The organism is Streptomyces sp. NBC_00631, from assembly GCF_045206895.1.
GTDB lineage: Bacteria > Actinomycetota > Actinomycetes > Streptomycetales > Streptomycetaceae > Streptomyces.
Window position 1 is genome coordinate 4,949,375 of record NZ_CP107734.1, and the last position, 15,258, is coordinate 4,964,632.

11 protein-coding genes are annotated in these 15,258 nt (G+C 70.9%); 6 read left to right on the forward strand and 5 right to left on the reverse strand.

Annotation, left to right across the window (positions count from 1 at the left end):
• Positions 1-167: 167 nt before the first annotated feature.
• Both OHB00_RS22615 and OHB00_RS22620 read left to right on the forward strand, forming a co-directional pair.
• Positions 168-3,125, forward strand: coding sequence for a serine hydrolase (locus OHB00_RS22615; RefSeq protein ID WP_406436961.1), 2,958 nt, complete (start codon positions 168-170; stop codon positions 3,123-3,125).
• Between the two features lie 197 nt (positions 3,126-3,322).
• Entirely contained in the window at positions 3,323-5,167 is a 1,845-nt protein-coding gene (locus tag OHB00_RS22620; protein WP_406436963.1) for an MFS transporter, read from the forward strand.
• 37 nt (positions 5,168-5,204) lie between these two features.
• On the opposite strand, the gene OHB00_RS22625 is transcribed toward OHB00_RS22620, so the two are convergent.
• Positions 5,205-6,044 carry a hypothetical protein gene (locus OHB00_RS22625; RefSeq protein WP_406436965.1) on the reverse strand — a complete coding sequence of 280 codons (840 nt, stop codon included), beginning with the start codon at positions 6,042-6,044 and terminating at the stop codon, positions 5,205-5,207.
• Between the two features lie 74 nt (positions 6,045-6,118).
• On the opposite strand from OHB00_RS22625, the gene OHB00_RS22630 reads away from it, so the two are divergent.
• Entirely contained in the window at positions 6,119-6,907 is a 789-nt protein-coding gene (locus OHB00_RS22630; protein ID WP_406436967.1) for an SDR family oxidoreductase, read from the forward strand.
• 220 nt (positions 6,908-7,127) lie between these two features.
• Positions 7,128-8,696: a sodium:solute symporter family protein gene (locus OHB00_RS22635; protein ID WP_406436969.1), complete on the forward strand. Its 1,569-nt coding sequence runs from the start codon at positions 7,128-7,130 to the stop codon at positions 8,694-8,696.
• A gap of 106 nt (positions 8,697-8,802) precedes the next feature.
• Here the strand turns inward: OHB00_RS22635 and OHB00_RS22640 are convergent, their stop codons facing one another.
• The 3 genes from OHB00_RS22640 to OHB00_RS22650 all read right to left on the reverse strand — a co-directional run bounded on the left by OHB00_RS22640 (position 8,803) and on the right by OHB00_RS22650 (position 11,173).
• A complete protein-coding gene (locus tag OHB00_RS22640; protein WP_406436971.1) occupies positions 8,803-9,921 on the reverse strand; it encodes an ADP-ribosylglycohydrolase family protein in 1,119 nt (372 codons plus the stop codon).
• A gap of 84 nt (positions 9,922-10,005) precedes the next feature.
• Positions 10,006-10,506: a hypothetical protein gene (locus OHB00_RS22645; RefSeq protein WP_406436973.1), complete on the reverse strand. Its 501-nt coding sequence runs from the start codon at positions 10,504-10,506 to the stop codon at positions 10,006-10,008.
• Positions 10,507-10,732: 226 nt separating this feature from the next.
• Entirely contained in the window at positions 10,733-11,173 is a 441-nt protein-coding gene (locus tag OHB00_RS22650) for an ATP-binding protein (protein WP_406436975.1), read from the reverse strand.
• 113 nt (positions 11,174-11,286) lie between these two features.
• Between OHB00_RS22650 and OHB00_RS22655 the strand changes: the two genes are divergently transcribed.
• Both OHB00_RS22655 and OHB00_RS22660 read left to right on the forward strand, forming a co-directional pair.
• Complete coding sequence (locus OHB00_RS22655; protein ID WP_406436977.1) at positions 11,287-12,102, forward strand: helix-turn-helix transcriptional regulator; 816 nt, start codon at positions 11,287-11,289, stop codon at positions 12,100-12,102.
• Entirely contained in the window at positions 12,099-12,281 is a 183-nt protein-coding gene (locus tag OHB00_RS22660; protein WP_406436979.1) for a DUF397 domain-containing protein, read from the forward strand. Before OHB00_RS22655 ends, OHB00_RS22660 begins: the two co-directional genes overlap by 4 nt.
• Positions 12,282-12,288: 7 nt before the next feature.
• Here the strand turns inward: OHB00_RS22660 and OHB00_RS22665 are convergent, their stop codons facing one another.
• Positions 12,289-15,000: a tetratricopeptide repeat protein gene (locus OHB00_RS22665; protein ID WP_406436981.1), complete on the reverse strand. Its 2,712-nt coding sequence runs from the start codon at positions 14,998-15,000 to the stop codon at positions 12,289-12,291.
• Positions 15,001-15,258: the final 258 nt, after the last annotated feature.

The following is a 15,258-nucleotide window of genomic DNA, read 5'->3' on the forward strand; positions in this document are numbered from 1 at the left end:
CCGCGTGGATGAATGACAGGGTGACCCCTCTCACATTGGTCTGTCGAGGGTGCGTGACCGGTTCGTAAGGGAACCGGTAGGTATGTCGTTCTCGTCTACCGCAGGGGCTAAGCCCGCACACAGGACACTGGTACATGGTTCGGACAGCGCACGGCAACGTGCGAAGCGTGGAGGAGGCATCGGTGGCGGGCGAGTCCCCCGACAGGTCGAAGCAGCGCGAGTCGTCGGCAGAACCGACGTCGGGGAGCGCGGGAACGGTTCCCGAAACACGCGACCCGCGACTGGCGGTGGCCGCCGACAAGGAGACCGCCGGCGGCGTGGACACCGCGACCCGGATCTTCTCGGTACGGGACCTGAAGACGACCGACGAGACCGACGAGACCGACGAGACCGGGGGGGACGACACGAAGCTCCGCGACGCGGTGGCGGCGTGGGTGCGCACCGGCGACGGCGCCGAGGAGGCCACCGAGGCGGCCACGGAGCCCGAGGAGGGCCCTGAGGCGTCCGCGGACGCCGAGGACCCCCAGGAGACCCAGGAGCGGCCCGCCAAGCCCGCCACGACGCCTGAGGCAACGACCGGGGACGCACCGGCGGCCCCCGCCGACCCCGAAGACGCCACCCCCCAGGGCAAGTCGGGCCCCGCCGCCGAACCGGAGGACGCCGAGCCCGCGGCGACGGCCGAACCCGAGGACGAGCCGACGGCGGCCGACGAACCCGAGGACGCCGAGCCCGACGACAAACCGAAGGCCGTCGCCGAGCCCCAAGACACCGCATCCCAGGGCAAGTCGGCGACCGCCGACGAACCGGCGGACGCCAAGTCCGACGCCGAGCCCCACGCGACGGCCGAACCCGAGGACGCCAAGCCCGAGGACGAGCCGGCCGCCGCCGAACCCCAGGACACCGAGCCCGAGGACGCCAAGCCCGGCGGTCAGTCGGCGACCGCCGACGAGCCCGAGGACGCCGCACCCGCGGACAAGCCGAAGGCAACGGCCGACCCCGAAGACGCCAAGCCCGCGGACGACTCGGCGACCACCGACGAACCGGAAGACGCCGCACCCGCGGACAAGCCGAAGGCGACCGCCGAGCCCGAGGACGCCAAGCCGGAGGCGGCCGAGCCCGAGGACGACTCGGCGACCACCGACGAACCGGAAGACGCCGCACCCGCGGACAAGCCGAAGGCGACCGCCGGGCCCGAGGACGCCAAGCCGGAGGCGGCCGAGCCCGAGGACGACTCGGCGACCACCGACGAACCGGAAGACGCCGCACCCGCGGACAAGCCGAAGGCAACGGCCGAACCCGAGGACGCCAAGCCCGAGGACAAACCGGCGGCCAGCGCCGAACCCCAGGACACCGAGCCCGAGGACGCCAAGCCGAAGGCGGCCGCCGAACCCGAGGACGCCAAGCCGGAGTCGGCCGCCGAACCCGAGGACGCCAAGTCCGGTGGTAAGCCGAAGTGGGCGGTCAAGGACGAGGGCGCCGGCTCCGACGACGGTGGCGAGGAGGCGCCGAAGGGGTCACCCGCGGCTGACAACGATGGCCGCACGGGTGGTGTGGGTGGGAAGTCGGACGGCGGCGGAGGCGAAGCCGAGGCGGCCGTCGACCAGCCCACGGCCATGCTCAAGGCCCCCCGCCCCCCGCAGGTCGACCAGCCCACCACCACCCTCAAGCTGGGGGGCACGAAGCCCAGGTCCCCCGAGGCCGACGCCGAACGCACCAGCAAGTTCGTCGCGCTCAAGTCGGACATGAAGCAGGGCCCGAAGCCCGAGGCCGCCTCCACCACCGGGACCACCGTCCTCCCGCAGGTCGGCCCCGAGCGCACCACCCAGCAGCCGCTTCCCCCGAAGCCCCCGCTGGACCTGCTCGCCGAGCTGACCAACACGCCTCCGCCGCCGGAGACCCCGGTCAGAACCCTCTTCCGCCGGGTCAAGATCTGGACGCCGCTCGTCATCGTCCTGGTGATCGTCTTTGCGGTCGTACAGACTCTGCGTCCGCTCCCCCAGCCCACCCTCGATCTCACGGCGAAGGACACGTACGCCTTCGACGGCGGCAAGGTGGACATCCCCTGGCCGGCCGACGGCCAGGCCGCCCTCGACGTCCAGGGCATCGGCACGTTCGGTTCCTCCGGCGACCAGAAGCCGGTGCCGATCGCGAGCGTCGCCAAGGTGATGACCGCGTACATCATCCTGCGCGACCACCCCCTGAAGAGCGGCGCCGCCGGCCCGAAGATCAAGATCGACCAGGCGGCCCAGGACCAGGCGAACGCCGGTCAGGAGTCGACCGTCGACGTGACGGCCGGCGACTCGATCACCCAGCGCGAGGCCCTGGAGTCCATCCTGATCGCCTCCGCCAACAACGTGGCCCGCCTGCTGGCCCGCTGGGACGCCGGCTCCGAGAAGTCGTTCGTGGCGAAGATGAACGCCACCGCGAAGAAGCTCGGCATGACCAACACGACGTACACGGACCCGTCGGGGCTCACGAACTCCACGGTGTCCACCGCCGTGGACCAGGTGAGGCTGGCGAAGGCCGCCATGGCGAGCGAGCCGAGCTTCCGCGAGGTCGCCGCGATGATGTCGTACGACGACTACAAGGGTGTCAACCACGGCAACTGGAACCAGCTGGTCGGCCAGAACAACGTCGTCGGCATCAAGACCGGCACCACCACCTCCGCCCTCGGCAACCTGGTCTTCGCCGCGAAGAAGACGGTCGGCGGCCAGACCCGCACGATCATCGGCGCGGTGCTGCGCCAGCCGGCCAGCGCCGCCTCGGACAACAGCATCCTCACCGCCGCCCTCAACGGCGGCGACAAGCTGATCCGGGCCGCGCAGGGCGCGCTGAAGTCGGCGACGATCTACAAGAAGGGCGACGTCGTCGGGTACGTGGACGACGGGCTCGGTGGCCGTACCCCGGTGGTGGCGACGCAGGACGTCACCGCCGTCGGCTGGTCGGGGCTGAAGGTGAAGCTGTCCTTCCAGGCGGACGACGTGCCGCACACCGCGAAGGCGGGCACCAAGGTCGGCACCCTCACCGTGGGTGACGGCTCCGGCTCGGCCGTCCAGGTTCCGGTCGCCCTGCAGAAGGACCTGGCCGAACCCGGGTTCACGAGCAAGCTGACCCGCCTCGGCTGACCCATAACCGGCATTCCGTCACCGCACCCCGCCGATGGCGGCCCACCCCAGGGCCCCATGGCGGGGTGCGTGCTAGCGTCACGAAACGGGGCAGCTCGCCGGTCGCCGGGACATGGCCGCGAACTGGACGGGAAGCGGCCGGTAACACCGTGGAACACGGCCGAGAACAGAAGACGGGACACGGGGAGTGCCTTCAGGTGGCCACAGCGGAGCCGACACGCGCCGACAACGCCGATCCGGGCCCGGTAGCGGGCCCGCGAATAGCCCTGCCGCCGGCAGACGCGGACCATACGGAGCGTAAGCCCGGCAGCCGGCTGCTACGGGCCGCCGAGCCGCTGCGCCGGCGGCTGCTGCGGCACCCCGTCCTGTCGGTGACCGTCCTCTCCGGCGTCCTGCACATCATCTGGTTCTTCACGTTCGCGAACAGTGGCGGCGATCTCGCGGCGCAGGACGCCTGGGCCGAGTTCGTCGGCCGGCACCCGGACTCGGCGTACAACCTCGCCTGGTACGGCGGCATGCACCCGGTGTCGTACAGCGTGGTGTCGCCCTACCTGATGTCGCTGATCGGCGTCCGTACGACGATGATGCTCGCCGGCACCGTCTCGGCCGGCCTGCTGGCGCTGCTCCTCATCCGCAGCCGGGCGGTGAAGAACCCCCTGTGGGCCGCGCTCGCCGGGGTGTTCGCGCTGATCTGCAACGCCATCTCCGGGCGGGTCACCTTCGGGCTCGGCACGATGTTCGCGCTGGCCTCGGTCGGGGCGGTGTTCTGCTGGCCGTACCGCTGGCGCCACAAACGGTGGGCGAAGGCGCTGGTCGCGGCCCCGTTCGCGGCGCTGGCCACCATGTCGTCCCCGGTGGCCGGGCTCTTCGTCGGTCTGGTCGCGGTCGCGCTGTTCCTGCAGAAGCGGCGGCCGGGCGCCTGGGCGCTGGGCCTGGCGCCCGCGGCCGTGGTGGCGGTCTCCGCCTGGCTCTTCCCGTTCTCCGGCACCCAGCCGATGGGCTTCGGCTCGGTGATCCTGCCGCTGTCGTACGGCCTGCTCTGCCTCTTCCTCGTGCCGAAGGAGTGGAAGACGGTCCGGCTGACGGCGGCCGTGTACAGCCTCGGTGTGGTGCTGGTGTGGCTGGTCAGTTCGCAGATCGGCTCGAACATCTCGCGGCTGCCGATGCTGTTCGCGGGCGCGACCCTGATCGCGGCACTCCCGTACACGGTCCCGCGCTCGCGCAAGTACTACGTCACGGTCCTCGCCTTCCTCGGCTTCGTCGGCTGGATCGGCTTCAAGTCGGTCGACGACATCCTGCACACCACCCCGGCCGCGTCCTGGGCCCGCGAGCTCGCCCCGCTCGTCCACCAGCTCCAGCAGGTCGGCGCCGAGAAGGGCCGCGTCGAGGTGGTCCCGGCCCGCTCGCACCGCGAGGCCTCCGCGCTCGCGCCGTACGTCAACCTGGCCCGCGGCTGGAACCGCCAGGCGGACATGGAGCGCAATCCGCTCTTCTACGACGACACCCTGAACTCCGCGAACTACCACGAGTGGCTGCAGCGCTGGGCCGTGCACTTCGTCGTCCTGCCGAAGGACGAGCCGGACGGCGACGGCGGTGAGCGCGAGCGGGCGCTGGTGCAGCGCGGGATGCCGTATCTGAAGCAGATCTGGGGCGACGCCAACTGGCAGCTGTTCCGGGTGACCGATCCGGTGCCGCTGGCCGAGCCCGACGCGGTGGTGGACAGCGCCGAGCAGGGCGAGCTGACCATCGAGGTCCGCAAGGCCGGCCGGATCCTGATCCGGATCCCGTACTCGCCCTGGCTGAGCATCGTCGACGCGGACGGCAAGAGCCTGAAGGCACCCCAGGAGACCGAGGCCTCCAAGCACCGGGCCGACGGTGCGCCGAAGACGTACACCAACGTCAACGGCTGCCTGGCGGAGACGGCGGAGGACGCCAAGGGGGACAAGTGGACGATGCTGCTGGCCCCGAAGGCGGGGACGTACCGGCTGGCGGCGCCGTACCAGCTGCCGCGCGGCACGCCCTGCCCCGACGAGCTGAAGTGACCGGCCCGCACGGGTGACGTGACCGGCCACGCTCGGCTCAGCGCAGTTCCGCGACGTACCGGTCGGTGCCCGGCACGGTCGGCACGAACGGCGCCACCAGCTCCACCCGGCCCAGCCCCGACCCGGCCACGTCCTCGTCCAGGCCGGTGAAGTGCTCGTCCCAGCAGCCCCTCGGGTCGGCCTCCAGGAACCACAGCAGGGTCAGCCGGGTGCCGACCCCCTCCACCTGCTTCACGTACGTCATCCGGTCGCCGGGGAGCGGGGTCGGCCGGAAGACGGTCACCATGGCGGCCGGCGAACCCGCCAGCCTCTTCGGCAGGTGCCGCCCGCGCAGCCACTCCACCAGGTCGGCCCGCTGCTCGGGCGACTCGCTGTCGATCACTTCCACCACCAGCCCCGCGTAGGGATGGTCGAGGGCGTGGACGTCGCGCGGCCCGGCGGCGCCGTCCCGGTACACGGTGGCCTCGTGGTCCTGGAACGCCGTGAAGACGTGGGTCCGGTCCTGGTAGACCCGCGCGTCCCGGTTCAGCCGCTTGTTGATGGCGACCGTCCACTTCATGTGGTCGGCGTAGCGGCCGTCGGTGATCCAGTACGTGGAGATGTAGCAGCCCGCGGTCACCGGCTGGGCGACGGCCGACTTCTCGGGGTAGCGCAGGAGTTGCAGGTCGCGGGTGGCGACCCAGCGGCGCCCGGCGTACATCCAGGGCATGGCCATCGCGCCCGCGTAGTAGTGGTCGTCCTCGTACCAGCGGTTGTACGCGTACTCGTGCCCAGGGTGCGGTTCGACCATGGTGATGAGGGCGTGGCCCGGCCGGACGCCGTACGGCCCCAGGGCGGCGAGTTCGGCGTAGACGTCACTGCGGGTGTCGTCGCTCATGCGGTTCCCCTTTCCGGTGGTCGCCCATACTCTGACGCTCCGTCAGATAAAGCGCCAGGGTTCAGGAGGCTTCCATGTCGCTGCTCACGGGCAAGACCGTCGTCGTCTCGGGAGTCGGCGCCGGGCTCGGGCACCAGGTCGCGGCGGCCGTCGTACGGGACGGCGGGAACGCGGTGCTGGGTGCGCGGACCGAGGCGAACCTCGCGAAGAGCGCGGCCGGGTTCGACCCGGAGGGCACCCGGACCGCTTACCGGGCCACCGACATCACCGACGAGGCCCAGTGCGAGGCACTGGCGGAGCTGGCCCGGGAGCGGTTCGGCGGGGTCGACGCGGTGGTCCATGTCGCCGCCTGGGACTCCTACTTCGGCGGGGTCGAGGACGCGGACTTCGCGACCTGGGCCTCGGTGATCGACGTGAACCTGCTGGGGACGCTGCGGATGACCCGGGCGTGCCTGCCGGGGATGAAGGCCGCGGGGGGCGGCTCGGTCGTCTTCATCGGCACCCAGTCCGCCGTCGCCGCGCCCTCGCAGGTGAAGCAGGCCGCGTACGCCGCCTCCAAGGGGGCGCTGACCAGTGCGATGTACTCGCTGGCGCGGGAGCTGGGGCCGTACCGGATCCGGGTCAACACCGTGCTGCCGGGCTGGATGTGGGGGCCGCCGGTGCAGGCGTACGTGCAGTTCACCGCGCACACGGAAGGGGTGCCGGAGGACGAGGTGCTGGGCCGGCTGACCGGGCGGATGGCGCTGCCGGAGCTGGCGACGGACGCGGACGTGGCGGACGCGGCGGTGTTCCTGGCCTCGGACCGGGCGCGAGCCATCACGGGCCAGTCACTGCTGGTCAACGCGGGGGAGCTGATGCGCTGAGGGGGTCGGTTCCCAGCCAGTCGAGTTGTTCATATTCATGAACCAAGGTCAGGAAGGCGAACGATTTTACTTTCACTTGACCTTACGCCCGCTTGTCGTGCCCGCGTAACGGAACCCACGATGAGCGGGCACTTCGCGGCCTTCCCCGTTCCCACTCCGCTTATGCGAAGTGCCAACCAGCTGAGCGGAGTTCAGTAGGCGGACCCTGGAAGGGGGGCGCATGAACGGGCTCGACTGGGCCGTGCTCATCGGCTACTTCGGTGTGATGGTGGCGATCGGCGTCTGGTCGCACAAACAGGTGGGCAACGTCAGTGACTTCTTCACTGCCGGCGGCAAGATGCCCTGGTGGCTGTCCGGCATCTCGCACCACATGTCGGGCTACAGCGCGGTCCTGTTCACGGGGTACGCGGGCATCGCCTACACCTACGGCGTGACGTCCTTCGTCACCTGGTCCTTCCCGATCGCCCTCGGCGTCGCGATCGGCTCGAAACTCTTCGCCCCGCGCATCAACCGTCTCCGCTCCCGCCTGCACGTGGCGTCGCCGCTGGAGTACCTGAAGAACCGGTACAACCTCTCCACGCAGCAGGCGCTGGCCTGGTCCGGCATGCTGCTGAAGATCGTGGACGTGGCCGCGAAGTGGGCCGCGATCGCCACCCTGCTGTCGGTGTTCACCGGGGTCACCCTCAACCAGGGCATCCTCATCACCGGCGCGATCACCGCCGTCTACTGCACGATCGGCGGCCTGTGGGCGGACGCGCTGACCGAACTGGGCCAGTTCGTCATCCAGTTGCTGGCCGGCATCTCGATGTTCGTCGCCGTCGTCCTGAAACTGAACGACAAGGGCATCGGCTTCTTCGACGCCTGGAACCAGCCGGCCCTGCACGGCCACGGCAAGGGGCTGGTGGGCCCGTACGGCACGGTGTTCCTGTTGGCGTTCCTGTTCATCAAACTCTTCGAGTACAACGGCGGCATGCTCAACCAGGCCCAGCGCTACATGGCGACGGGCAGCCCGAAGGAGGCCGAGCGCGGCGCCCGCCTGTCCGCCGTCCTCTGGCTGGTCTGGCCGGTCGTCCTCTTCTTCCCCATGTGGATGTCCCCCCTCCTGGTCCACGCCCAGAAGCCGGACGGCTCCGACTCCTACGGCCTGATGACCGAACAGCTCCTCCCGCACGGCCTGCTGGGCCTGGTCATCGTCGGCTTCTTCTCCCACACGATGGCGATGTGCTCCTCCGACGCCAACGCGATCGCGGCCGTCTTCACCCGTGACGTGGCGCCGGTCCTCTCGCGGCGGGCGCGGGCGTGGAACGAACGCTCGGGTCTGATCGCCGCCCGCATCACCACGGTCGTCTTCCTCGGCCTGTCCATGACGGTGGCCACCCAGGTCAACTCCCCCACCTTCAAGGACATCATCACCATCGTCATCAAGTGGGTGGCCGGTCTGATGGGCCCGATCGCCATCCCGATGATGCTGGGCCTGCTCCGCCCGTTCCGCCGCTCCGGCCCGACGGCCGCGCTCACCAGCTGGGCGGCGGGCCTGCTCGCCTTCTGGCTGGTCAACTACCCGATCAACTGGAACGTCGACGGCGGTGTCCCGCTCCAGTACCAGGTGTCCGTCCCGCTGGCCGTCTCCCTCGTCCTCTACATCCTCATCGGCTACCTGAAGCCGGAGGACACCCCGGAACGCCTGGCGATCATCGAGAGCGTGAACACGGACGGCGACGGCGCGTCCGCGACCGCGGTGCCTGCGGGAGCGGGCGCCGGAGCCGGGGAAGGGGTGCCGGCGCAGTAGAGGGTGCGGGCCGGTGGGCGCCGAGCGCGCCCACACGGCGGCAGCCGCACATCGAATACGGCCCCACGCCCCTGCGAGGCGCTGCCGCTCCGCGGGCCGCCGCAGCTCAGCCGCTCCGCGGGTACCGCGCCAGCCATCCCGGAGCCGCGCCCGCCGGGTTGTGCAGCGCCGGCCCCTGGGTCATCTCCATCGCGAAGTCGTCGGCCAGCTCCAGGATCGTGGGACGGCCCTCCAGTTCGGCCACCCAGGCCGGCGGGAGGGCCGTCTCGCCGTGCAGGGCGCCGAGGAGGCCGCCGGTCAGGGCACCGGCGACGGCGGAGGGCCCGGCCTGGTTGACGGCGAGACACAGCCCGTGCCGTACGTCCGCGCCGACGAGCGCGCAGTACACCGCGGCGGCGAGCATCCCGTCCGCCGCACCGTCACCCGTCAGCTCCTCGACCCGCGCCGGGGAGGGCATCCCCTGCCGGACGGCTCCGAGCGCGTGCTGCAGCGCGTCCGAGACGGGCTGATGCCCGGGCCGGGCGGCGAGCAGAGCGAGGGCCTGCTGGACCGACCCGTCGAGGGACTGGCCGCGCGCCAGCCCGTGCACGATCACGGCGTACGCGCCCGCCGACAGACAGGCGGTCGGGTGCCCGTGCGTCTGCGCCGCGCACTCCACGGCGAGCTGGACGACGAGCTGCGGCTCCCAGCCGACGAGCAGCCCGAACGGCGCGGACCGGGCGACCGCCTCCGGCCCCATGTCCTCCGGGTTCTTGGGCGATTCCAGCGTCCCCATCTTGTCGTCCCCGAGCCCGAGCAGCAGCGACCGGGTCGGCTCCCGCCGCGCGTACAGCCACTCCTCCCGGGCCAGCCACCCGTCCTCCGTCCGCCGCTCGTCCGGCCCCCAGTCCCGCTGGGTGGCCGCCCACCGCAGATAGGCCCGATGCAGGTCGGTGGGCGGATGCCAGGCCCCCGTGTCCCTCCTCACCTGCGCTCTTATCAACCCGTCCACGGTGAAGAGAGTCAGCTGCGTGTGATGAGTGACGGTCCCGCGCCGCCCGTACCCGAACCCGAGATCGACCAGCCCCTCGGCCCCGTAGGCCCCCCGGATCTCCTCCAGCGTCAGCCCGTCCACCGGCCCGCCGAGCGCGTCCCCCACGGCCGTCCCGAGGAGCGTCCCCCGCACCCGGCTCCGAAAGTCCTGCTGCTCGACACGGCCCCAGACGGCACCCGACGTCACACTCACCACCACGACCTCCTCACGGGCACCGTCCGTACATACGAGCGCACAGCACTGTAATCGACCGGGAAGGGCCCGTTCAGGGGACAGTTAGGTATGCGAAGTGTGGGTTGTGTGGTCCCGGGTGACCGGGTTCAGGCCAGGGAAAGGATGGTCAGGAAGGGAGAAGGGGGCAGCCGTGCCGACCCCCGCCTCCGCTTCGGCCGCCTCCCGGAGGGCCAGGATCTCCGCGATGGCCGCCGCCGGGTCCAGCTCGCCCGTATCCACGACGCGCTCGATCTCACGCAGGCGAGCGGCGCGCTCCGGATACCGCTCGATCGCCGCTCCACCTCGCGCAGGGCCGAGGCGATCCTCACCTCTCCCTCGGGCAACTGCTCGGCGAGCGCTTTGATGCCGACCGGGGGAGCCTTCGGGCAGCGACTGGATGTAACTCCCGACGCCCCTTGCCGTGGAGGACAACTCCGGGTGCTGGAGCAGTTCGTTGCTGATCACGGTGGAGTTGCCTTCGAGGCGTTCCTTCGCATGGGTGACGCCGGAGTGGGAATGCCGGGTCTTCGCGGGCGCGGACGCGCTAGGCTGCTGGGCAGTCATGGGGAAGGGTCTTTCTTCCTTGATGATCAGGCCCTCGCAGTGGGATGGCAGTCCCGGCGAGGGCCGAAGTATGTCTGGACTTGTCGCCGCAGACGCTGCCGCACAACTTCCCCGCCGTGCCAGTTGAGTTCGGCATATTCACTCCGGCGGGTGATCGCCGGGGACGGTAGGGGCGGGTTGGGTTCTTTCCCCGGTTCTTTGGTCTTTGACGTCGGGAAACGCCGGGTCATGGGTCCTCACGACCCGGTACCCCCAGCTCCGCCCATACGGTCTTGCAGCACTCCGACGCCTCCTCCACACCCCAGCGGTCGGCGAACGCCCCTACGATCAGCAGGCCTCGTCCCGACTCCCCGTCGGTGACAGCCGGGTCGTGGGCGCGCGGGACGCGGTCGCCCCGGGCGTCGGTCACCTCGATACGGAGCGTGCGGTCGGCGTACAGCCGTAGCCCCAGCCGGAAGTCCCGCCCGGTCACGCGTCCGTGCAGCACCGCGTTCGACGCCAACTCGGCCACGACCTGCGTCGCCCTCTCCGCGAACGGCGACCCCCAGTCGACGAGTTGGCGCTCGGTGAGCAGGCGTGCGAGTCGAGCGCCTCTTCGAGTGGCGGACAGCTGAATGGTGAAGTGGCGTGTGAGGGCCAGGATTTCCGGGAGGGATTTCTGGGTCATGTCACCCAGCGTGGTCGCCTCTCCCTACTCTGAACAGCGACGAACCCGGCACAGAGCGTGACTGTCCGGGTGCCGGTCGGTGCCGTACGGGTCGTACGCCGGAAGGGGCGGATGTGGAGGACGAGGAGACCGAGGCCGTACTCCGGGCGGTCGGGCGGCAGATCAAGGTGTGGCGGGAGGCCGCCGGGATGCGGCAGGGCGAACTCGGTGCCGCCATCGGTTACGGCGAGGAGATGGTCTCGGCAGTGGAGCGGGGACGGCGGATCCCCAAGCCGGACTTCTTGGAGAAGGCCGATGAGGTACTGGGGGCGGCCGGGAAGCTCGCGTTCATGAAGGCGGACGTGGAGCGGGCTCGGTATCCGAAGAAGGTTCGGGATCTGGCGCGGCTGGAGGATGAGGCGGTCGAGATGGGGGCCTACGCCAGCCATTTCATCCATGGCCTGCTGCAAACACCCGAGTACGCACGCGCGTTATACGTGATGCGACGCCCCTCGTACACCGAAGAGGAGATCGATCAATACGTCGCCGCCCGCATGGCACGGAAGGCCGTCTTCGAACGCGTGCCCCTGGTCGCCCTCACGTTTGTCCTGGAAGAGGTGACGCTGCATCGGCCGATCGGCGGAAGAATGGTCCGGCAGAGGCAGCTTGAACACCTCCTGCAAATGGGCGCGTTGAGGCACGTTGAGATCCAGGTCATGCCCACGGACCGTGAGGACCACGCGGGCATGGGCGGGCCGATTCGCCTGCTGAAGCTACGGGACGGCAAGACCATGGCCCACGAGGAAGGACAGTCCTACAACCGCCTGGTCAGTGATCCCAGGGAAGTGCAGCCGCTTGAGATGCGCTATGGGATCATCCGATCCCAGGCTCTCCCGCCTCGGGAGTCACTCGCCTTCATCGAGAAAGTACTGGGGGAAGAAGAGACATGAACGCCCTGGACTGGTTCAAGAGCAGCTACAGCAGCAATGAGGGCCCCGATTGCGTCGAGGTCGCGATAGCTCCAGCCGACACCACCGTCCACGTCCGCGACTCCAAGGACAAGGACGGCGCCCGGCTCGCCTTCGCCGACGCCTCGTGGGCCGGCTTCGTGGCGTTCGCCGGGCGTTGAGCGCCTGTCAGTCCGGTATTCCGCCGATGGAGTCCCGGAGGGCGAGGATCTCGGTCAGGCGCTGGGTCAAGTCCGCGCGGTCGGCAGGTGCAAGTCCGAGGAATGCTTCGAGGGACCCGGCCGTCTCGTCCGGGACAGCCGGCGTCATCGGCAGCCGGCCGAGGCCGTCGGGTGCGGACAGCGACGCCTCCAGCCGGTCCCGGATCAGGGAGAGACGGTCCCACGCCTCGTCGTCCACGAGACGTCGCGCGTCGATCCGAGCGCGAATGACCTGTGCCTCCCAGTGGTCGGGGTCGAGCTCCAGGGCCCGCTCGACATCGGCCGCCGCCCTCGGACGTGAGCCGAGGGCGAGGTGTGTCTTCGCCCGCTGCCAGAGCGCCCACGAGTACTCGGGTTTGAGCTCGATCGCACGGTCGAGGTCGGCGAGAGCCTTCGCCGGCTCCCCCATGGCGGCCCGGCAGGCCCCGCGACTGGCGTAGGCCGACGCGTACTCGCGGTTGAGTTCGAGGGCCCGGTCGTAGTCGGCGAGAGCCGCTCCGTGGCGACCGGCGGCGACAAGCGCGTCGCCTCGCTCGCACAGCACCCAGGGCGCGTCCGGTTCCAGGGTGACAGCCCGGTCCAGGTCTGCCAGGCGGCGTTCCTGCTCACCACGGGACCGCCAGACACGCGCGCGTCGCACCAGTGCCCAGCTGTACTCCGCGTCCAGCTCCAGCGACCGGTCCAGATCCGCCTGGGCCGCGTCCAGGTCGCCCATCAGATAGCGGGTGGCTCCCCGCGCGGCCCAGGCCGCCCTTGCCGTCGGATCGAGTTCGACCGCACGGTCGAGGTCCCTGATGGCCGAGTCGTAGTCCCCGGCCAGCCGGTGGTAGTCACCCCGCCGCGAGAGAGTTGCCGCCCGGCCCGGAGCCAGTGCGTCGGCCCGGTCCAGGTCGGCGATGGCCGCGATGTGATCGCCTCGGTGTGCTCGCGCGATCGCCCTGCCCACGTACGCCGGGGCCGATTCCCGATCCAGTTCGATGGCTCGATCGAACTCGGTCAGCGCTGTGGCATGGTCGCCGGAACCGCCGAACTCGACTCCCCGCAGTCTGTGGACCTCGGCACGCGCCCGATCGTCGAACGCCCCCTTCGCCAGCAGTGTCCCCAGAGCGCCGGGAATGCCGCCGCCGTCCAGTCCGGCGAGCAGTTCACTCCCCCATTCACCGGCCTTCTTCGCATCCGCGTCCTCGCCCGCCTGCACCAGGGTCTGCGCCCAGCGTCGCGCGACGGGGTCACCCTCGCCGCACGCGTCCACGAAGTCCCGCAGCACGGCGGGAAGCGCGGCCTGCGGCCTCGCGCACAACAGGTGGTACGACTCGGCGAGCCTGAACTGCCGCCAGCGCTCCTCTCTCCACACCATGTCCGGCGGCAGGTCGGCCTCGCATTCCTCGCGCCACCCACCGAACGCCTCGGCAAGACGGGTGTGCCGTTCGCGCCACGTGTTCGGTGAACGCAGCCGCTGCAGGCGGAGCATCGGGGCCCGTACGACGTCGTGGTACTGCACGCGCTCCACCCGCTCGGTCACGAACGGCATGCTCATCAACCAGGCGAACAGCGATCGGGCGTCGTCCTCGGGGCAGTCCACGGCCGTCCGGAACACGTCTTCGTCGAGCTGCCGGGGCAGCGCGCCTGCCAGCGCGGCCGCCCTGCGCACGGGGTCCCGCTCCCACTTCAGAAAGCGTTCGACGGCGGTGGCGCTGGGGTCCCCGACCCTTTCGGGATCGTCGGGCCCGGTCGCGGCGAGAGTCGAGACCAGCACCGGAAGCCCGCCAGTGAGCCGCAGCACCTCCGCGACCACGGGTTCGTCCCGCACCCCCTTGTCCGCGAGCAGCCCCCGCGCCTCCGCCTCCGTGAACGGGCCGAGCGGGACATCGGTCATGAAGTCCGCGAAGCCGCCCCAGCGCGCGGTGCCGAAGGGATGCTGGCCGGAGGTGACCACGACGATGTCGGCGGGGAGGTTGCCGTAGCGGTCCGTGGTCATCACGTCGTGCAGCCAAGGGTCCAGGAACAGGCCGGTGCGCTCGTAGGTGTCGAGGAAGATGACGACCCAGGGGGCGGCGTCGGCCGCGCCGGCCAGCTCGCTCAGCAGCACCGGGGTCAGCACCTGCTCGGGAGAGAGCACCAGCTGGGCGTCCTCCTGGCTGCGGAAACGGGCCCGGAGCCGGTCGGCGCTCTGGGCGAGCGTGTCCGCGTCCAGGGCAGCGGCGAAGGCGCCGGCCAGCGGGACCATCCCGAGCCCCACCTGCGCCGCCCGCGCCACCGCCAGGCTGCCCGCCGACGGCCCGTCCGGCTCCGCCGGATCGCCCATCAGCAGGGCGGCCTCCGCCTCGTGCCGCCGCTCCCGGTGCGCGGCCAGCATCCGCTCCAGCTCCTTGAAGCGCCGTCCCTGGGCCGCGAACTGACGGGCCATCGCCGTCATCGCCTCGGGCACGCTGGCCGCGCCCTCGTCGACATAGGCGGTCAGCGCACCCGCCTCCCGGGCTGTCTGCTCCAACTCCCGTACCAGAAAGGTCTTTCCGACGCCCGCATCGCCATGCACATGGAACAGGAACCGGTGCCGCTCATCCTCCGGCGGCAGTTCCAGGTTCCGCCGGAACGCGGCCCGCTCGTCGACCCGCCCGACGAACCCGGCCCTCCGGCGCCGCCCGATCAGCTCCTGCATCGACGGCCGTGTCGACCCCATCCGCACCACCCCCGCAGCCGGTCCCCACCAAGTCTGGCAGAGGCCCCGGGGCCTGGCCCGCCGAAGGGCTGGGGCGAGCTGGGCGCGGAGGCACCGGGGAACACACGACGCTGCTTCAAGGCCTCGCGGAGCGACTCCGAGTCCCGGGCGGACCCCGGCCGTCAGCACCGGCCGCGGGGGCGACTGGCCTCGGGCGACCTCGGCGGTCGTGAGTACCCGCAGTGGAGTACGAGGTGACGGCGGGCGGTCGGGTGCGCT